The organism is Klebsiella sp. X13 (assembly GCF_003323835.1).
Classification (GTDB): Bacteria; Pseudomonadota; Gammaproteobacteria; order Enterobacterales; family Enterobacteriaceae; genus Klebsiella; species Klebsiella ornithinolytica.
The window spans coordinates 3,172,126-3,190,709 of the sequence record NZ_CP030874.1 but is presented as its reverse complement, the minus strand read 5'-3'; the positions used below and the strand labels follow the sequence as shown (position 1 = coordinate 3,190,709).

Annotated in this window: 17 protein-coding genes; 13 read left to right on the top strand and 4 right to left on the bottom strand. The window is 55.8% G+C overall.

Annotated elements, in window-relative coordinates:
• Positions 1–4: 4 nt before the first annotated feature.
• Entirely contained in the window at positions 5–811 is an 807-nt protein-coding gene (gene xthA, locus DSD31_RS15145; protein ID WP_015584590.1) for an exodeoxyribonuclease III, read from the bottom strand.
• A gap of 446 nt (positions 812–1,257) precedes the next feature.
• On the opposite strand from xthA, the gene astC reads away from it, so the two are divergent.
• The 6 genes from astC to spy all read left to right on the top strand — a co-directional run bounded on the left by astC (position 1,258) and on the right by spy (position 8,154).
• On the top strand, positions 1,258–2,478 hold the full coding sequence (gene astC, locus DSD31_RS15140; protein ID WP_113991148.1) for a succinylornithine/acetylornithine transaminase: 1,221 nt from the start codon (positions 1,258–1,260) through the stop codon (positions 2,476–2,478).
• The gene (gene astA, locus DSD31_RS15135; protein ID WP_004860890.1) at positions 2,475–3,509 is read left to right on the top strand and encodes an arginine N-succinyltransferase; all 1,035 of its coding nucleotides are present in this window, start codon (positions 2,475–2,477) and stop codon (positions 3,507–3,509) included. The genes astC and astA overlap by 4 nt, the downstream gene beginning before the upstream one ends.
• The gene (astD, locus tag DSD31_RS15130) at positions 3,506–4,984 is read left to right on the top strand and encodes a succinylglutamate-semialdehyde dehydrogenase (protein WP_032717266.1); all 1,479 of its coding nucleotides are present in this window, start codon (positions 3,506–3,508) and stop codon (positions 4,982–4,984) included. The genes astA and astD overlap by 4 nt, the downstream gene beginning before the upstream one ends.
• On the top strand, positions 4,981–6,315 hold the full coding sequence (astB, locus tag DSD31_RS15125; RefSeq protein ID WP_071359333.1) for an N-succinylarginine dihydrolase: 1,335 nt from the start codon (positions 4,981–4,983) through the stop codon (positions 6,313–6,315). The genes astD and astB overlap by 4 nt, the downstream gene beginning before the upstream one ends.
• Positions 6,316–6,341: 26 nt before the next feature.
• Positions 6,342–7,310, top strand: coding sequence for a succinylglutamate desuccinylase (gene astE / locus DSD31_RS15120; RefSeq protein ID WP_044349452.1), 969 nt, complete (start codon positions 6,342–6,344; stop codon positions 7,308–7,310).
• 361 nt (positions 7,311–7,671) lie between these two features.
• Entirely contained in the window at positions 7,672–8,154 is a 483-nt protein-coding gene (gene spy, locus DSD31_RS15115) for an ATP-independent periplasmic protein-refolding chaperone Spy (protein WP_004860902.1), read from the top strand.
• A gap of 80 nt (positions 8,155–8,234) precedes the next feature.
• On the opposite strand, the gene cho is transcribed toward spy, so the two are convergent.
• Complete coding sequence (gene cho, locus DSD31_RS15110) at positions 8,235–9,104, bottom strand: excinuclease Cho (protein WP_004860907.1); 870 nt, start codon at positions 9,102–9,104, stop codon at positions 8,235–8,237.
• Positions 9,105–9,216: 112 nt separating this feature from the next.
• Positions 9,217–10,044 carry an ammonia-dependent NAD(+) synthetase gene (nadE, locus tag DSD31_RS15105; RefSeq protein WP_004860911.1) on the bottom strand — a complete coding sequence of 276 codons (828 nt, stop codon included), beginning with the start codon at positions 10,042–10,044 and terminating at the stop codon, positions 9,217–9,219.
• Between the two features lie 229 nt (positions 10,045–10,273).
• Here nadE and osmE point away from each other — a divergent pair, with 229 nt between their 5' ends.
• From osmE to chbG, 7 genes are all read left to right on the top strand, one after another.
• Positions 10,274–10,612, top strand: a complete 339-nt coding sequence (gene osmE / locus DSD31_RS15100) for an osmotically-inducible lipoprotein OsmE (protein WP_004860914.1) — start codon at positions 10,274–10,276, stop codon at positions 10,610–10,612.
• Between the two features lie 281 nt (positions 10,613–10,893).
• Complete coding sequence (chbB, locus tag DSD31_RS15095; protein ID WP_004860916.1) at positions 10,894–11,214, top strand: PTS N,N'-diacetylchitobiose transporter subunit IIB; 321 nt, start codon at positions 10,894–10,896, stop codon at positions 11,212–11,214.
• A gap of 169 nt (positions 11,215–11,383) precedes the next feature.
• Positions 11,384–12,742, top strand: coding sequence for a PTS N,N'-diacetylchitobiose transporter subunit IIC (chbC, locus tag DSD31_RS15090; protein ID WP_004860919.1), 1,359 nt, complete (start codon positions 11,384–11,386; stop codon positions 12,740–12,742).
• A gap of 52 nt (positions 12,743–12,794) precedes the next feature.
• On the top strand, positions 12,795–13,142 hold the full coding sequence (gene chbA / locus DSD31_RS15085) for a PTS N,N'-diacetylchitobiose transporter subunit IIA (RefSeq protein ID WP_004860922.1): 348 nt from the start codon (positions 12,795–12,797) through the stop codon (positions 13,140–13,142).
• 27 nt (positions 13,143–13,169) lie between these two features.
• On the top strand, positions 13,170–13,994 hold the full coding sequence (gene chbR / locus DSD31_RS15080; RefSeq protein ID WP_004860924.1) for a transcriptional regulator ChbR: 825 nt from the start codon (positions 13,170–13,172) through the stop codon (positions 13,992–13,994).
• 102 nt (positions 13,995–14,096) lie between these two features.
• Positions 14,097–15,443 (top strand): 6-phospho-beta-glucosidase, encoded by a 1,347-nt coding sequence (locus DSD31_RS15075; protein ID WP_004860928.1) that lies wholly within the window; start codon positions 14,097–14,099, stop codon positions 15,441–15,443.
• 11 nt (positions 15,444–15,454) lie between these two features.
• Positions 15,455–16,213 carry a chitin disaccharide deacetylase gene (chbG, locus tag DSD31_RS15070; protein WP_113991147.1) on the top strand — a complete coding sequence of 253 codons (759 nt, stop codon included), beginning with the start codon at positions 15,455–15,457 and terminating at the stop codon, positions 16,211–16,213.
• Positions 16,214–16,301: 88 nt separating this feature from the next.
• Here chbG and katE read toward each other — a convergent pair whose 3' ends face one another.
• The gene (gene katE, locus DSD31_RS15065) at positions 16,302–18,557 is read right to left on the bottom strand and encodes a catalase HPII (RefSeq protein WP_113991146.1); all 2,256 of its coding nucleotides are present in this window, start codon (positions 18,555–18,557) and stop codon (positions 16,302–16,304) included.
• Positions 18,558–18,584 lie beyond the last annotated feature (27 nt).

Below are 18,584 nucleotides of genomic sequence, written 5' to 3'. Positions count from 1 at the left end.
CGCGTTACGGTTTGAAGGTGGCCCAGACCGGCGCATGGTCAGACGGTTTTTCCATACCGCGAATGTCGTAATCAATACCGGTTTCTACGCAGCGCTGCGCCAGCGGAGAGCTTGCCAGCAGCAGGTCGATACGCAGACCGCGGTTATCGTCAAAGCCTTTGGAGCGGTAGTCAAACCAGGAGAAGCGATCCTGGTTGTCCGGGTTGGCCTGACGCCAGGTGTCAACCAGACCCCAGTCCAGCAAACGCGCCATCCACTCGCGCTCTTCCGGCAGGAATGAGCACTTACCGGTGCGCAGCCAGCGCTTGCGGTTCTCTTCGCCAATGCCGATGTCAAGGTCGGTTGGGCTGATGTTCATATCGCCCATGATCAGCAGCGGATTATCTTTGTTCAGTTCGCTATCAAGATAGTTTTGCAGGTTCTGGTAGAACGCCGCTTTTGCCGGGAACTTGGTTTCGTGGTCGCGGCTTTCGCCCTGCGGGAAGTAGCCGTTGATCACCGTGACATTCCCGAATGCCGACGGAATTTCCGCCATGATGATGCGGCGCTGGGCCTCTTCGCCATCGTTGGGGAAACCGCGGCGTACGGCGACCGGCGTCTCTTTGGTCAGCAGCGCCACGCCATAGTGCCCTTTTTGACCGTGGTAGAACACGTTGTACCCGAGCTTTGCAACCTCTTCGAGCGGAAACATGTCGTCGTGTACTTTGGTTTCTTGTAAGCCAATGACGTCAGGCTGATGTTTGTCGACGATGGCGGCCAGCTGGTGGGGGCGGGCACGCAGGCCGTTGATATTAAAAGAGAGAAATTTCATAGTCGCTGCCACTGTGCAAGGTGAATAGTGCAGGGATGGTAGCAGAAATTCGCCGGGCTGGCTGCCGGAAGGCATTTTATTGTGCCTGTTGTTCCGATTGGCGTCGCTGACGTAACCCGCGCGCACCATTCTGGCGCAGGCTGCGCTAAAAAAGGGCGGATATCTACGATAAATTTCGTAGAGGATCACAAATACAGAATTATATCTTACCGATGCATAAACTATTTGATTTATTCACTGTTATGGTCGGCGAATAAGATATTTATTCACTATTTATGCATTTATTATGCATAAAGAGAAATCGTAACCTATTGATATTCCTTACTTGACTCTGATTTATGCATTTTCCCCTCTGGCTGGCACGAAGCGTGCAATCTACATTTACAGCGTAATAACCCATAATTTTTAACATTATTCATACTTTTTATTTACCGGAAGAGGTCGATATGTCTCAGTCAATTACGCGTAACAATTTTGATGAATGGATGATGCCGGTCTACGCGCCAGCGGCTTTTATTCCGGTACGCGGTGAAGGTTCACGCCTGTGGGATCAGCAGGGAAAAGAGTATATCGATTTTGCCGGCGGCATTGCGGTGAATGCCCTGGGACATGCTCACCCTCAGCTCATTCGCGCGTTGACGGAACAAGCCGGAAAGTTCTGGCACACCGGCAACGGGTATACCAATGAGCCGGTCCTGCGCCTGGCGAAACAGCTGATTGACGCGACGTTTGCCGATCGCGTTTTCTTCTGTAACTCAGGCGCAGAGGCTAACGAAGCGGCGCTGAAGCTGGCGCGCAAATATGCTCATGACCGTTTCGGCAGCCATAAAAGCGGTATCGTCGCGTTCAAAAATGCCTTCCACGGTCGCACCTTGTTTACCGTCTCCGCGGGCGGCCAGCCGGCCTATTCTCAGGATTTTGCCCCGCTGCCGCCGCAGATCGAGCATGCTGTCTATAACGATCTCGAATCAGCCCGGGCGCTTATCGATGACAATACCTGCGCGGTCATTGTCGAGCCGATGCAGGGCGAAGGGGGCGTGGTGCCAGCCGATCCGGCTTTCCTGCGCGGCCTGCGCGAGCTGTGCGACGCCCATCATGCGCTGTTGATTTTTGATGAAGTCCAGACCGGTGTGGGTCGTACCGGTGAACTGTATGCCTACATGCACTATGGCGTCACGCCGGATGTCCTGTCGACGGCGAAAGCGCTGGGCGGCGGTTTCCCGATTGGCGCGCTGCTGGCAACGGAAGCCTGTGCCAGCGTTATGACCGTCGGGACGCACGGTACCACCTATGGTGGTAATCCGCTGGCCAGCGCGGTGGCCGGCGAAGTGCTGTCGATCGTCAATACGCCGGCGGTACTGAACGGCGTGAAGCAGCGCCACCAGTGGTTTACCGAGAGACTGAACGCCATTAATGCGCGTTATGGTCTGTTTAAGGAGATCCGGGGGCTGGGATTGCTGATCGGCTGCGTCCTCAATGATGCCTGGGCCGGAAAGGCGAAAGCCATCAGTACCCAGGCGGCGGAAGAGGGGCTGATGATTCTGATTGCCGGCGCGAACGTGGTGCGTTTCGCTCCGGCGCTCATTGTGAGTGAGGAAGAGGTCAAAACCGGGCTGGATCGCTTTGAGCTGGCCTGCCAACACTTCCTCGCGGGAGCGTCATCATGATGGTGATTCGTCCTGTAGTCGCCGAAGATCTGGCCGGTCTGATGACCCTGGCCGGTGAAACCGGCGGCGGCCTGACATCGCTGCCTGCCGATGAAAAGACGCTGGCGGCGCGGATTGAACGTTCACAGAAAACCTGGCGAGGGGAGCTGCCAAAAAGCGAACAGGGCTATGTTTTTGTGCTTGAAGAGACCAGCAGCGGCGCGGTGGTGGGGATTTGCGCTATCGAAGTTGCGGTGGGGTTGAACGATCCCTGGTACAACTACCGCGTGGGGACGCAGGTTCATGCCTCGAAAGAGCTGAATGTCTACAATGCGTTGCCGACGCTGTTTCTCAGCAACGATCACACCGGCAGCAGCGAGCTGTGCACGCTGTTTCTCGATCCGGCCTGGCGTAAAGAGGGCAACGGCTATCTGTTGTCGAAATCGCGCTTTATGTTTATGGCCGCGTTCCGCGAACACTTTAATGAAAAAGTGGTGGCGGAGATGCGCGGCGTGATTGATGAACAGGGCTATTCCCCGTTCTGGGAAAGCCTCGGCAAACGCTTTTTCGCCATGGAGTTCTCTCGTGCCGACTACCTGTGCGGGACCGGGCAAAAAGCCTTTATTGCCGCCCTGATGCCGAAGCATCCGCTGTATATCGACTTTCTATCCGATGAGGCGCGCGCGGTGATCGGCGAAGTGCACCCGCAAACGGCGCCGGCACGTGCGGTGCTGGAGAAAGAAGGGTTTCGCTATCGCAACTATATCGACATTTTCGACGGTGGGCCGACGCTGGAGTGCGACATTGACCGGGTACGGGCGATTCGTAAAAGCCGGCTGGTGACCGTTGCGGAAGGGCAGCCCGCGCCGGGGGAATGGCCGGTATGCCTGGTTGCCAACGAGCAGTATCTGCAGTTTCGCGCGCTGTTGGTGCACGCCGATCCGGATACCGATCGCCTGCTGTTAAGCGCGCGCGAACTGGATGCCCTGAAATGCCATGTCGGCGACCGGGTGAGACTGGTGCGTCTGATTCCGGAGGAGAAAAAATCATGAGTTTATGGATCAACGGTGACTGGCAGAGCGGACACGGTCCGGCGCGGACAAAAACCAACCCGGTCAGCCAGGCGCTGCTCTGGCAGGGTAACGACGCCGATGCCGGACAGGTGGCGCTGGCGGTCAGTGCCGCGAGACGAGCCTTCCCGACGTGGGCCAGACAGCCGTTCAGCGTCCGTCAGGCGATCGTAGAAAAGTTTGCCGCGCTGCTGGAAGCGAACAAAACAGAGTTAACCGCCATCATTGCCGCGGAAACCGGTAAGCCGCAGTGGGAAGCGGTAACGGAAATCAGCGCGATGATCAACAAAATCGCTATTTCCCTGAAAGCCTACCATAGCCGTACCGGTGAGTCGCAGACGGCTATGGGCGACGGCTCGGCGACGCTACGTCATCGCCCGCATGGCGTGCTGGCGGTGTTTGGCCCATACAATTTTCCCGGCCATTTGCCCAATGGGCATATTGTGCCGGCGCTGCTGGCGGGGAATACGCTGGTGTTTAAGCCCAGCGAACTGACGCCACACAGCGGCGAGGCGGTGGTGAAGCTATGGGCCGAGGCGGGACTACCGCCGGGGGTTCTGAACTTGCTGCAGGGCGGACGAGAAACCGGCGAAGCGCTCAGCGCCCAGCCGGATATTGACGGGCTGCTGTTTACCGGCAGCTCGGCGACAGGGTTTCAGCTGCACCGCCAGCTCGCCGGCCAGCCGGAAAAGATTCTCGCGTTGGAAATGGGCGGCAACAATCCGCTGATTGTCGACGACCCGCAGGACATCGATGCGGCGGTACATTTGACTATCCAGTCAGCCTTTATTACCGCCGGACAGCGCTGTACCTGTGCTCGTCGCCTGTTGGTGAAGCGCGGCGAGAAAGGCGATGCGTTTCTTGCCCGTTTGGTGACGGTGTCACAAACTTTGGTGCCCGACGCCTGGGATGCGTCGCCGCAGCCGTTCCTTGGCGGGCTGATCTCGCCCCAGGCGGCGCAAAAGGTTCATCAGGCCTGGCTCGGGCACGTTGCTAACGGCGGAAAAACGCTGCTGGAGCCGCGGCTGCTACGGGCCGGAACCTCGTTGCTGACGCCGGGAATCATCGAGCTGACGACGGTGGCGGAAGTCGCCGACGAGGAAGTTTTTGGTCCGCTGCTCAGCGTCTGGCGCTATGACGATTTTGCTGAGGCGATTACCCTCGCGAATGCCACTCGATTTGGGCTTTCCTGCGGGTTGATTTCCGCAGAGCGCGAGAAATTCGACCGTCTGCTGCTGGAGGCGCGGGCCGGAATTGTCAACTGGAACAAACCGCTGACCGGCGCCGCCAGCACCGCACCGTTTGGCGGCGTGGGGGCCTCCGGTAACCACCGTCCGGGAGCGTGGTACGCGGCCGATTATTGCGCGTGGCCGATGGCAAGTCTCGAAACGCCGGAACTGACGCTGCCGGAGACCCTCAGTCCCGGTCTCGACTTCCTGCGAGGAGCCGGACGATGAAAGCCTTTGAGGTAAATTTTGACGGGCTTCCCGGTCTGACCCATCACTACGCCGGACTCTCTTTTGGCAATGAGGCGTCGACACGGCATCGCTATCGGGTATCGAACCCGCAGCTGGCGGCGAAGCAGGGGCTGAAAAAGATGAAGGCGCTGGCGGATGCCGGCTATCCCCAGGCCGTCATTGCGCCACAGGAACGGCCGAATGTTCCCCTGCTGCGCCAGCTTGGATTCAGCGGCAGCGATCCGCAGGTCATCGAGAAGGCGGCCCGCCAGGCGCCGGATCTGCTGTCGGCGGTGAGCTCGGCTTCGTCAATGTGGGTGGCCAACGCGGCGACGGTTTCACCTTCCGCCGATTCGCTGGATGGCCGGGTTCACCTGACCGTGGCCAATCTTAACGATAAATTCCACCGCGCCAGCGAAGCGCCAACGACCGAGGCGCTGCTGCGCGCGATCTTCCCCGATGAGCAGCGCTTTGCTATCCATCCTCCTCTACCGCAGGTGGCGCTGTTTGGCGATGAAGGGGCGGCGAACCATAACCGCCTCGGCGGCGAGTATGGCGCGCCGGGTCTGCAGCTTTTTATTTACGGTCGTCAGCAGGGCGGCGAGGGAGAAAGCCCGCAGCGCTACCCGGCACGGCAGACGCTGGAAGCCAGTCAGGCGGTTGCGCGCCTGAATCAGGTTAACCCGCGGCAGGTGATTTTTGCCCGACAGAATCCGGCGGTGATTGATAAAGGGGTATTTCACAACGATGTGATTGCGGTGAGTAATCGCCAGGTGCTGTTTTGCCATGAGCAGGCGTTCGTCGATCAGCCGCAGCTGATGCGCCAGCTTGCCGGGCAGGTTGTCGGGTTTACGCCCGTTATCGTACCGACTCAGGCGGTGACGGTAGAAGAGGCGGTGGCGACCTATCTGTTTAATAGTCAGTTGCTGAGTAAGCCCGATGGAACGATGCGGCTGATTCTCCCTCAGGAGGCACAGGAACATCCTGGCGTCTGGCGCTACCTGAATACGCTTCTGGCCGCAGATAATCCGATTGATGAACTGCAGGTTTACGATCTGCGCGAAAGTATGGCGAACGGCGGGGGGCCGGCCTGTCTACGCCTGCGAGTGGTGTTGACGGAGGCGGAGCTGCGGGCGGTGAATCCGGCGGTGTTGATGAACGAGGCGCTGTTTGTGACCCTCAATGACTGGGTCGATCGCTACTATCGCGATCGTCTCACCCAGGCGGATCTGGCGGATCCACAGCTGCTGAACGAAGGTCGCGAGGCGCTCGATCGGCTGACGCAAATCCTGCAGCTGGGTTCCGTTTATCCGTTCCAGCAGTCGCTGTGACTCAGTTTTCGTTTCAAGGAGGCGTCGTGGACGACTTTCTGGCATTAACTCTGGCGGGGCGTTTGCCTCACCATTTTCATGGCGAAACGGCGCATTTTCGCTGGCACTGGCTGGACTGCGGGGTGTTGCAATTGACTCCGCATGCGCGCTGCGAGCGTTCGCTGGTTCTGTCCGCGGGTATCCACGGCAATGAAACCGCTCCGGTGGAGATGACCCATCTGCTGCTACAGCAGCTGTTTAGCGGTGAGCTGCCGCTGCACTGGCGGCTGCTGGTGATCTTTGGCAACCCGCTCGCGCTGCGGGAAAATAAGCGCTACCGCGACAGCGACATGAACCGGATGTTTGGCGGGCGCTGGCAGCGTTTTCCCGTCAGCGACGAGACGGCCAGAGCGCGTCAGCTGGAGCAGGTACTGACGCGGTTTTATGGCGCCGGCACGGGCAGCCGCTGGCACCTTGATTTACATACCGCGATACGCGGATCGCTGCATACGCGCTTTGGCGTGCTTCCGGCGCGGGAAACTCCGTGGGATGACGGGTTTTTAAGTTGGCTGGGAGGTGCCGGGCTGGAGGCGCTGGTCTTCCATCAGCAGCCGGCGGGGACATTCACCCACTTCAGCTGCGAACGCTTTGCTGCGCTCTCCTGTACCCTGGAACTTGGTAAGGCGTTACCGTTTGGCGCTAACGATCTGACGCAATTTAACGTCACCCAACGGGCGCTAATGCGTTTGCTGGTGGGCGATCTGACGGTCGTTGACGCCGATCCGGCGCCGCTGCGCTATCGGGTGGTGCAGCAAATTACCCGTCATAGCGATAATTTTCATCTCTGTATGTCGGATCAGACGCTCAATTTTACCGCCTTTCCTGGCGGAACCTTGCTCGCCGAAGATGGTGATACCCGCTATGTGGTAGAAAAGGCACAGGAGTTTGTTCTGTTTCCTAACCCGTCCGTGGCGCGGGGGCTGCGGGCCGGGTTGATGCTGGAGCGTTTATCGTAGCCGCTCGCCGAATATTCTGCCGCTCATTCGGGCGGCCGTTTAATTTTGTATAGTCACCTCCTGTGCATAATTTTATTTTTTCGTGCGCGGGGGGCTGATTGCAGATTATTCCTGGATAAATGCTTTGTTTTTAATCTCTGCTGCTTTATAATCCATCAAAACCAATAAAAAACAATGCGTTATATATTTTTTGTTGCAATTCCCTCCTTAATTTCCTTATTTTCTCCACAATTGGTGAGAAAATGTTTTTTACACTTTCATTGTTTTACTCTTGCTCTGACTAATTGACGATAAACGTCGTAAAGTTTATCTCGTCAACACGGCAACACGCCGTAAGAATAACTTAAAGTAAGGACTGGATATGAAGAAGATTACTGCTCTGTTTGTTGCCTCTACACTGGCTCTGGGTGCCGCTAACCTGGCTCACGCTGCTGATACCACCGCGGCTCAGCCCGAAAGCAAACCGATGATGCACCATAAAGGTATGCATGGCGGCCAGCACGAAATGATGTTCAAGGGGCTCAATCTGACCGATGCGCAAAAACAGCAGATCCGCGACATCATGAAGGGCCAGCGCGAAAACATGAAACGTCCGTCCCTGGACGAACGCCGCGCGATGCATGAGCTGATCGCCAGCGATACCTTCGATAAAGCGAAAGCGGAAGCGCAGATCGATAAAATGGAAGCGCAGCATAAAGCGATGGCGCTTTCCCGTATGGAAACCCAGAACAAGATTTACAACATTCTGACGCCGGAACAGAAAAAACAGTTCAATGCGAATTTTGAGAAGCATCTGACAGATCGCAAAGCGCCAGAAGGTAAAATGCCTGCACCAGCTGAATAACTCAGCGCTATGAATGAAGACCGCCGGTCTTGCCCAACATCGCCGTCAGGCATTGGGCAGGACCGGCGGTTTTTTTTGTGCTAACGAGGGGAGAGCGGATGCAGCGTAAAGCGGCCGCTCAGCAGCGGTTTGCAGAGAATTTTGTAGCCGTCATGATCAAAACCGGCCGGCTGGCGCGTTAAGCTCTCGGCCTGCTCCAGCGTCTCGACCGATCCCAGCCACAGCCAGTTATGAATGACGTGATAGTGGGTGAGGTCTGGGCCTTTCTCCTCCAGCGCGACGGCCCCAGGCCACGGCCAGCACACCAGCTGCATCTGCGCCATCCGGGCGCGGAGTCTTTCATGATGTGCGGCAAGACTTTCCCGACCGCAGCAGGCGCCGGCGCAACGCCCCAGCGCGTGTCGGAAACAGGCGCGACCCGGAGTAAGCGTCTCCAGTCCCAGCAGCCCGTAGCAAAGATGATGTTCGTCAGCGAGGGTTTTCAGCGCCTGCAGCGCTGCCCGCCGGTTTGCAAACAGGCCATACAGATGATTGTGGTGGGAAAAATCAACCTCGCGGGCGTACACCACCTGCGGGCGGATGTCTTCCAACAGCAACGAGCAGAGCTGCTTATTACGCCGCAGGCGTTTATTAAACAGCGGCTGACGTTCTTTAATCAGCTGCGCCTCCAGCAGCAGCGCGCCCAGCTCTCCCGCGGTACGTTGCCAGCTGATGCTTCGCGCCTGACGCAGCATGGCCGCCTCTTCGGGAGTACGCAGGTGCGACAGCACCCGACTGCGGAGATTCACGCTCTTACCGATATACAGCGGGAGCGTATCGCTCTCGCCGTGAAACAGATACACGCCCGGCAGATTAGGCAGTGCCTCGACCCACGGACGCAGATGTTCGGGATATTCATAGATAGCCGCGGCGTCGAATTCCAGACGCGGGGCAGATTGCCTTCTCACCACACGGGCTCCTGATGCTGGTTATATATCCAGTATAACAGGGCGTGCAGGCAGCGAAAAGTGCAAAAAATAACCCCGGCGATGGCCGGGGTCAGAGAAATGCGGGGGGAGCGCGTTATTTTTTCCAGAAGTCATCGAAAACGGTGATCGGCGTCCGGCGCTTATGCTCGGTTTTCAGATACCAGCCTTCAATAATTCGGGCGATGCTCGCATCCAGCGTTTTACCTTCCAGATAGTCATCAATATTGTCGTAGGTTACGCCCAGCGCAGCTTCGTCCGGCAGCGACGGGCGATCGTCTTCCAGATCGGCGGTCGGCAGCTTCTTATACAGATGCTCCGGGCAGCCCAGCAGCGCCAGCAGCTGCTTGCCCTGGCGCTTATTGAGACGGAAGATGGGGTTGATATCCGTGCCGCCGTCTCCGTACTTGGTAAAGAAGCCGGTAATCGCCTCCGCCGCATGGTCAGTGCCTACCACCACGCCGTGGGTCATCCCGGCAATACTGTATTGTGCTTTCATGCGTTCACGGGCTTTCTCATTGCCGCGAACAAAGTCGCTGAGCTCAATCCCGGCTTCCCGCAATGCCTGCTCGCTGGCCAGTACCGCACCTTTAATATTCACCGTCAGCACCCGATCCGGCTGGATGAAGGCGATCGCATCCTGGCAATCTTGCTCATCCGCCTGGACACCGTAAGGCAGGCGTACGGCAATAAACTGCAGCTTTTCATCGCCGGTTTCGGCACGCAGTTCATTAATGGCCTGCTGACAAAGTTTGCCTGTCAGGGTTGAATCCTGGCCGCCGCTGATTCCCAGAACCAGTGACTTAATAAAAGGGTAGGTCTGCAAGTACGACTTCAAAAAGTCCACGCTGCGGCGAATTTCACCCTCAGCATCGATCTGGGGCTTCGCGCCCAGCGCCTGAATAATTTCTTGTTGTAGCGTCATCGCGCCCTCCGGAAAGTGAATCTGTTTGGCTGCCAGTAGGGGTTAAAGCTACCTCTTTGCCGGGAAAACGACAAGGATCACAGAATTGAGTGGCGCAAAAGAGAGCAATCAATGACATAGGATTTTTTTATTAGAAAAAGCTTAAATTTGCTCCTTTTGTACCTTCGGCTTGAAAAATAACGGTATTTATTCCAGGCTTATTAACACGCAGAAGAAAAGAGGACGCAATATGAACAAGAATTTAGCAGGATTTCTGGGCGCAGCAGCAGTTTTGACCATGCTGGCAGGGTGTACGGCTTACGATCGTACCGCCGACCAGTTCACTCAACCGGTCGTCAAAGATGTCAAAAAAGGGATGACCCGGTCACAGGTTTTACAGATTGCGGGTAAACCGTCTTCTGAGGTCACCATGATCCACGCACGTGGAACCTGCCAGACCTATATCCTGGGTCAACGAGATGGTAAACTTGAAACCTACTTTGTTGCCCTCGACGATACCGGTCGCGTCATGAACTCCGGCTACCAGACCTGTGCGGAGTACGATACCGACCCGCGCAACAGCAAGTAATGCAACATGCTGAGATCTACGAAAGCCCGACCACTGGTCGGGTTTTTTTATGACCGCTAATGCTTATTTAATTGCGCGAATTATTTGGGGGAAATGTGAAGGTAGTCAAAACACGAGGTCAATGAGAGACAATTTTGATTAACCAGGAATTATCCAGGCCCCGCACGATGCCGTATACTCAATGCATAAACAATACTAATTGAATGATTACCTGTCTTAACCGGCTGTCAGACATCAGATGATACTGAAGCCGCCAGGTCTTACAAATTGAGGAAGCGCTCATGGAAAAGAAACACATCTATTTGTTTTGCTCGGCTGGAATGTCTACTTCACTGCTGGTCTCTAAAATGCGTGCACAGGCCGAAAAATATGAAGTGCCGGTCATCATTGAGGCCTATCCTGAGACACTTGCTGGAGAAAAAGGCCCTGAAGCCGATGTCGTATTATTAGGTCCACAAATTGCGTATATGCTTCCAGAAATTCAGCGGCTGTTACCGAATAAGCCGGTGGAAGTTATCGACTCTGTGCTTTATGGCAAAGTCGATGGGTTAGGTGTACTGAAAGCGGCCGTTGCGGCCATTAAGAAAGCTGCTGCACAATAATTTAATTTTAAAACTCAATATCTTTTTGTTTTTCGCTGAATCAACAGTGCGTTAAAGCATTATCTGATTTTCCTGAATAGCGAAAGGTGAGAGTTTATTTTCCCGTCAAAGAGTAATTTCATACATCTATGCCGTAATGATTCGATTACGGCTTTTAAGGGTATTTGCTATGAGCAAAGTGATTGACTCGCTTGAAAAGGTACTCCTTCCTTTTGCAGTTAAAATAGGAAAGCAACCGCACATTAATGCGATTAAAAACGGCTTTATTAAATTAATGCCGCTGACCCTCGCGGGGGCCATGTTCGTATTAATCAACAACGTTTTTCTGAGCTTTGGTGAAGGTTCTTTCTTCTATTCAATGGGTATTCGCCTGGATGGCTCGACCATTGAAACGTTAAATGGCTTTAAGGCTATCGGCGGCAACGTTTATAACGGGACGTTAGGGATAATGTCGCTGATGGCGCCGTTCTTTATCGGCATGGCGCTGGCTGAAGAGCGCAAAGTCGATCCGCTGGCCGCGGGGCTGTTATCGGTCGCTGCCTTTATGACCGTTACACCTTACAGCGTAGGCGAGGCCTATGCGGTCGGCGCAAACTGGCTGGGTGGGGCAAACATCATCTCGGGCATGATTATTGGCCTGCTGGTGGCGGAAATGTTCACCTTTGTTATCCGTCGCAACTGGGTTATTACCCTGCCGGACAGCGTACCGGCCTCGGTATCGCGCTCATTCTCTGCGCTGATTCCGGGCTTCCTGATCCTCTCCGTATTCGGCATTATCTCCTGGCTGTTGGCCAACCATGGCAGCAACTTCCACCAGATCATCATGGACTCCATCTCCAGACCGCTGGCGTCGATGGGCAGCGTGGTGGGCTGGGCCTACGTTATCTTTAACTCCCTGCTGTGGTTCTTCGGCGTACACGGGTCTCTGGCGCTGACCGCGTTGGACAACGGCATCATGACTCCGTGGGCGCTGGAAAACATCGCGCTGTACAACCAGTACGGTTCCGTTGAAGCCGCTATCGCTGCGGGCAAAGAGTTCCACTTCTGGGCCAAGCCGATGCTGGACTCCTACATCCTGTTGGGTGGTTCCGGGGCCACGCTCGGTCTGATTATCGCCATCTTCATCGGCTCACGCCGCGCAGATCATCGTCAGGTGGCTAAACTGGCGCTGCCGTCAGGCATCTTCCAGATTAACGAGCCGATTCTGTTTGGTCTGCCGATTATTATGAACCCGGTGATGTTTATCCCGTTCGTCCTGATTCAGCCGATTCTGGCCGCGATTACGCTGGCTGCTTACTCGATGGGAATTATCCCGCCGGTGACCAACCTGGCGCCGTGGACCATGCCTACCGGCCTCGGGGCATTCTTCAACAGTAACGGGAGTATCGCTGCACTTTGCGTGGCGCTGTTCAACCTGTGTGTGTCGGTGCTGGTTTACCTGCCGTTCGTCGCGGTCTCCAACAAGGCACAGGCGGTTATTGAAGAGCAGGAAAGCGAAGAAGATATCGCTAACGCGCTGAAATTCTGATGTCGAGCGGTACGGGAGCTTTCCCGTACCGCCTGAGAAATGAGGAAATACTATGTTTGATCTGGATAATATCGAAGCGGTTGACGCACCTGAAAATGACCTCGAAGAGGTGGTGATGGGGCTGATTATCAACTCCGGACAGGCCCGTAGCCTGGCATATGCTGCACTTAAGCAGGCCAAGCAGGGCGATTTTGCCGCCGCTAAAAACATGATGGAGCAGTCGCGAATGGCGCTGAGCGAAGCGCATCGCGTGCAGACGCAGCTCATTGAAAGCGATGAAGGCGAAGGCAAAATGAAGGTCAGTCTGGTACTGGTTCATGCGCAGGATCATCTGATGACCTCAATGCTGGCGCGCGAGCTGGTTGCCGAATTGATTGAGCTGCACGAGAAGGTACAATAGGCCATCAACACGATGAGGCAGCCAAAGATGATAACCACCGAGATCAGTACCGCACGGGAACAACAGCTTTTCAACGGGAAAAATTTTCATGTGGTTATCTATAACAAAACGGAAAGCGTAAGCGGGCTTCACCAGCATGATTATTACGAGTACACCATCGTTTTAACCGGGCGCTATTATCAGGAAATCAATGGCAAACGGGTGTTGCTGGAGCGCGGGGATTTTGTCTTTATCCCGATGGGGTCGCACCACCAGAGTTTTTATGCTTTTGGCGCGACTCGCATTCTTAACGTTGGCATCAGCAAAAGTTTCTTTGAGAAACACTATCTGCCGCTGCTGCCGTTTGGTCTGGTTGCTTCGCAGGTCTACGCGGTAAAAAGCACCTTTCTCAGCTACATCGAGTCGGTTATCGCTTCGCTGAACTTTCGCGAAACTGAGTTTGACGAATTTATTGAGCTGGTCTCGTTTTATACCATTAACCGTTTACGGCATTATCGCGAGGAGCCGGTGCAGGATGTCATTCCGCAATGGCTGAAAAATACCGTCGAGGATATGCACGATAAACTGAAGTTTGGTGAAGGCGCGCTGGAGAATATGGTCGCGCTCTCCGGGAAAACCCAGGAATATTTAACCCGGGCAACCCAACGCTATTATGGTAAAACGCCGATGCAGATAATCAATGATATTCGCATCAATTTCGCCAAGAAGCAGCTGGAAATCACCAACTACTCGGTCACCGATATTGCTTACGAATCGGGGTACAGCAGCCCAAGTTTGTTTATTAAAACATTCAAGAAGCTGACCTCATTTACGCCAAGCAATTACCGAAAACAACTGACCAGCATTAATTAACCGGAGCGGATTGTTCCGCGCCAGGACATATTCAATTTAACTTTCCGCCTCCAGGCGGAGGGTGGGCTACGTACAATTCGTAGTGCCCCAAGGGAGAATATAATGAGCCAGAAATTAAAAATTGTCACTATCGGCGGCGGCAGCAGCTATACCCCGGAATTACTGGAAGGGTTTATCAAACGTTATCACGAACTGCCGGTAACGGAATTGTGGCTGGTTGATGTAGAAGAAGGGCAGGAGAAACTCGATATTATCCATGCGCTGTGCCAGCGTATGGTGGAAAAAGCGGGCGTTCCGATGAAGGTCTACAAAACGCTGGATCGCCGCGCCGCGTTGGAAGGGGCTCATTTCGTCACCACACAGCTGCGGGTTGGCCAGCTGAAGGCGCGTGAAAAAGATGAACGCATTCCGCTCAGCCACGGCTACCTCGGTCAGGAGACTAACGGCGCCGGCGGTCTGTTTAAAGGTCTGCGTACCATTCCGGTGATTTTTGATATCGTGAAGGATGTACAGGAGATCTGCCCGGATGCCTGGATCATCAACTTTACCAACCCGGCGGGGATGGTGACCGAGGCGGTCTATCGCCACACCAACTTTAAGCGCTTTATCGGCGTGTGTAATATTCCGATCGGCATGAAAATGTTTATCACCGATGTGCTGCAGCTGACGCCGGAAGATGAACTGAATATCGACCTGTTTGGTCTTAATCACCTGGTGTTCGTTCGCGATGTGCTGGTGAATGGCAAATCGCGCTTCGACGAGCTGCTCGATGGCGTAGCCTCCGGTACCCTGAGCGCCAACTCGGTGAAAAACATCTTCGATTTACCGTTCAGCGAAGGGCTGATCCGCTCGCTGCGCCTGATTCCGTGCTCCTATCTGCTCTACTACTTTAAACCAAAAGAGATGCTGGCCATCGAAATGGGCGAGTATTACAAAGGCGGCGCGCGCGCCCAGGTGGTGCAGAAGGTCGAAAAACAGCTGTTTGAGCTGTATAAAAACCCGGATCTGAAGGTGAAACCAAAAGAGCTGGAGCAGCGCGGCGGCGCCTATTACTCCGATGCGGCCTGTGAAGTGATCAATGCTATCTACAATGACAAGCAGACCGAGCACTACGTGAATATCCCGCATCATGGCCATATTGATAATATTCCGGCGGACTGGGCGGTGGAAATGACCTGCACCCTCGGCAGTGCAGGGGCGACGCCGACGCCGCGCATCAGCCATTTCGATGAGAAAGTGCTGGGGCTGATTTATACCATCAAAGGTTTTGAAGTGGCGGCCAGCCAGGCCGCGATCAGCGGCGAACTGAACGACGTACTGCTGGCGCTCAATTTGAGTCCGCTGATTCACTCTGACCGCGATGCCGAGCAGCTGGCGCGCGAAATGATCCTCGCGCACGAAAGGTGGCTGCCAAACTTTGCCGCGACAATCGAGAAACTGAAAGCGTAACGGGAGAGCTGATGGAACGCGTGTTAATCGTTAATGCCGACGATTTTGGCCTGAGTAAAGGTCAGAACTACGGCATTATTGAAGCCTGTAAAAATGGCCTGGTCACCTCGACAACGGCGCTGGTTAACGGGGCGGCGATTAGCCATGCGGCTCAGCTGAGCCGCTGCGTGCCGGAGCTGGGGGTCGGGATGCATTTTGTCCTGACTCTGGGCGAGCCTTTATCGGCGATGCCGGGTCTGACCCGCGAGGGGCGTCTGGGGAAGTGGATCTGGCAAATGGCGGAAGAGGATAGCCTGCCGCTGGATGAAATTGCGCATGAGCTGGAGTGCCAGTATCGCCGGTTTATCGCGCTGTTTGGCTGCGAGCCGACGCATATCGACAGCCATCACCACGTGCATATGATCGCCCGGATTTATCCCATTGTCGCGGCATTTGCCCGCGAGAAGGGGGTGGCGCTGCGTATTGACCGTCAGGTCGCTGAGCGTGATGACCTGGCGCAGGATGCCGCGCGCAGCAGCGACGGTTTTACCAGCGAGTTCTACGGCGAGGCCATCTCGGAGGCGCTGTTTTTACAAACCCTGGATGCCTCTATCCAGCGGGGTGAATCGTCTCTGGAAGTGATGTGCCATCCGGCGTTTGTGGATAGCACCATTATGGGCAGCGCCTATTGCTACCCGCGGCTGGCAGAGCTGGAGGTGCTGACCTCGGCATCACTCAAGTACGCGGTTGCCGAGCGCGGGTACCGTTTAGGGACTTACCGCGACGTTTAACGCGGGCGGAGGGGAAGCGCACGGCTTCCCCTGATTGCACCCGTGCGTCGGAGATCCGGCGAGGGGGATCCCGCGCCGTCCTTTTCTGTCAGGCCGGAATCGCCGCCGTTTTGCCGGCGCGCGACCACACTCGATGCGCGGCCATCAGCGTGAACAGCGTATCCATCGCCGGAGCGTCAATGGCGTCCGCCTCGACAAGTCCTTCCTCCCCCTGAGTGGCGACCTGCAGCAGAGCCTTAAACTGGCGCCCGTCGCCCGCCAGCACGATCGGTTTTAAATGCTTATAGGCCTCCAGCAGGTAGTAATGTAGCTCCCCGCTGTTGCTGAGAAGGGACATGTCGCCACCCGGGACGATGACCGCATCGACCGTCAGCGATGGCGAGCCGCTAAAGGTCCCGGAGATGGGCAGCCGCGTGCCGTCATCGGCAATCACTTCTCCCATCCGTGAATAAAGCAATCGGGGATGAACCCCTTTCGCCTTCAGGGATTGCAGCAGGGTCAGCACATCCTGCGCTGCCGGGCGCTCGTTGAGCAGCACGGCGACGACGCGGCCCTTGATCTCCCCGCCGGGGATGGCATACAGGCTCAGGCTGGGATCCTTTTTCACCCCGTTCACGTCCGGCGGCGGGGTAATCTTGCACTGTTCGTCGCTCAGCGCGATGCCTGAATTTTTGCCGACGGCCTGCGCCAGCGGGATATCGATGTGCGCCAGCTGATCGACCACCCGTTCGCGGATCCATACCCGGACAACTTTGCTTAACTCGAAGCTAAAGGCATCAATAATATGCTGCTGCTCAACCGGGGTCTGGCTGCGCCAGAACAGCAGCGGGTGGGCGTAATACTCGGCGAACGAGGGGCTACGCTGGCGAATTTTCTCACCGTCGACGCGTTCAGCGTACGACTCAAAACCGCCGCGCTTAGGGGCCGGTGGCGTTTCGCGCGGCCAGTTATCGTTGAGCGAGTTTGGCTCGTAGTTGGCGGGGTTGGTATCAATATCCATCCGGTGCATGCCATCGCGCTGGAAGTTGTGATACGGGCAGGTGGGTTTATTAATCGGGATTTCATGGAAATTAGGCCCACCCAGCCGGCTGATCTGGGTATCGGTATACGAAAATAGCCGCCCCTGCAGTAACGGGTCGTTGCTGAAATCTATCCCCGGTACGATATGGCCTGGATGGAACGCCGCCTGTTCGTTTTCGGCAAAGAAGTTATCCGGGTTGCGGTTAAGCACCATTTTCCCGACCCTCTGTACCGGGACCAGCGCTTCGGGGATCAGCTTAGTGGGATCCAGCAGATCGAAGTCAAACGCCTGTTCATCCTCTTCCGGGATCAGCTGCAGACCCAGCTCATACTCCGGATAATCGCCGGCTTCTATCGCTTCCCACAGATCGCGGCGATGGAAATCCGGATCCCGACCGGTCAGCTTTTGCGACTCATCCCAGAGCAAAGAGGCTTTACCGGCCACCGGTTTCCAGTGAAAACGGACAAAGGTAGCCTTACCTTCGGCATTGATCAGGCGGAAGGTGTGAATACCAAATCCTTCCATGGTGCGATAGCTGCGCGGTATGCCGCGATCGGACATTGCCCACATCACGTTATGTAACGTTTCCGGCTGTAGAGAGACGTAATCCCAGAAGGTGTCGTGAGCGCTTTGTCCCTGCGGGATAGCCCAGTGTGGTTCCGGCTTCACCGCATGAACGAAATCGGGGAATTTCAGCGCATCCTGGATGAAGAAGATCGGCGTGTTGTTCCCGACGAGGTCAAAAATGCCTTCATCGGTATAAAATTTAGTGGCGAAGCCGCGAATATCGCGCACCGTATCGGCCGAGCCGGCGCCGCCCTGGACGGTAGAGAAACGGACGAATACCGGGGTTTTCCTCGCGGGATCGCAGAGAAAATCCGCTTTCGTCACGTCGCGCAGGCTGCGATAGGACTGAAAATAGCCGTGCGCCGCCGACCCGCGCGCATGGACGATTCGCTCCGGGATCCGCTCATGGTCAAAGTGGGTTATTTTTTCACGCAGAATAAAGTCTTCCAGCAGCGTGGGGCCCCGGTTCCCCGCGCGGAGCGAATTCTGATCGTCGGCAATCCGTACCCCTTGATTGGTGGTCAGGGGGACGTTTTCGCTGCCTTTGCGCTGGTGAGCCAGCGCGTCAAGTTTGCTACTGTGGATATCGGGCGCTTTGAGGCTTCCCGGCGCGCTGGGTTCTTCTCCGGGAGCCGTGGGATGCGGCGTCGGGCGCCATGATTGATCGTCCGGAGCCAGAGCGTCCAGTCCGGGTTGTGATTCGCTGCCGTCATGAGGCGCTTTGTGGTTTTGTGGTTTATGGTTCTGATCAGACATTGCTCGTCTCCTGTTTTCATTACTGAA

What these genes read in the sequence shown, in the direction of transcription:
- xthA (WP_015584590.1), bottom strand. Translation starts at nt 811, where the DNA reads ATGAAATTTCTCTCTTTTAATATCAACGGCCTGCGTGCCCGCCCCCAC.
- astC (WP_113991148.1), top strand. Translation starts at nt 1,258, where the DNA reads ATGTCTCAGTCAATTACGCGTAACAATTTTGATGAATGGATGATGCCG.
- astA (WP_004860890.1), top strand. Translation starts at nt 2,475, where the DNA reads ATGATGGTGATTCGTCCTGTAGTCGCCGAAGATCTGGCCGGTCTGATG.
- astD (WP_032717266.1), top strand. Translation starts at nt 3,506, where the DNA reads ATGAGTTTATGGATCAACGGTGACTGGCAGAGCGGACACGGTCCGGCG.
- astB (WP_071359333.1), top strand. Translation starts at nt 4,981, where the DNA reads ATGAAAGCCTTTGAGGTAAATTTTGACGGGCTTCCCGGTCTGACCCAT.
- spy (WP_004860902.1), top strand. Translation starts at nt 7,672, where the DNA reads ATGAAGAAGATTACTGCTCTGTTTGTTGCCTCTACACTGGCTCTGGGT.
- nadE (WP_004860911.1), bottom strand. Translation starts at nt 10,044, where the DNA reads ATGACGCTACAACAAGAAATTATTCAGGCGCTGGGCGCGAAGCCCCAG.
- osmE (WP_004860914.1), top strand. Translation starts at nt 10,274, where the DNA reads ATGAACAAGAATTTAGCAGGATTTCTGGGCGCAGCAGCAGTTTTGACC.
- chbB (WP_004860916.1), top strand. Translation starts at nt 10,894, where the DNA reads ATGGAAAAGAAACACATCTATTTGTTTTGCTCGGCTGGAATGTCTACT.
- chbC (WP_004860919.1), top strand. Translation starts at nt 11,384, where the DNA reads ATGAGCAAAGTGATTGACTCGCTTGAAAAGGTACTCCTTCCTTTTGCA.
- chbA (WP_004860922.1), top strand. Translation starts at nt 12,795, where the DNA reads ATGTTTGATCTGGATAATATCGAAGCGGTTGACGCACCTGAAAATGAC.
- chbR (WP_004860924.1), top strand. Translation starts at nt 13,170, where the DNA reads ATGATAACCACCGAGATCAGTACCGCACGGGAACAACAGCTTTTCAAC.
- DSD31_RS15075 (WP_004860928.1), top strand. Translation starts at nt 14,097, where the DNA reads ATGAGCCAGAAATTAAAAATTGTCACTATCGGCGGCGGCAGCAGCTAT.
- chbG (WP_113991147.1), top strand. Translation starts at nt 15,455, where the DNA reads ATGGAACGCGTGTTAATCGTTAATGCCGACGATTTTGGCCTGAGTAAA.
- katE (WP_113991146.1), bottom strand. Translation starts at nt 18,557, where the DNA reads ATGTCTGATCAGAACCATAAACCACAAAACCACAAAGCGCCTCATGAC.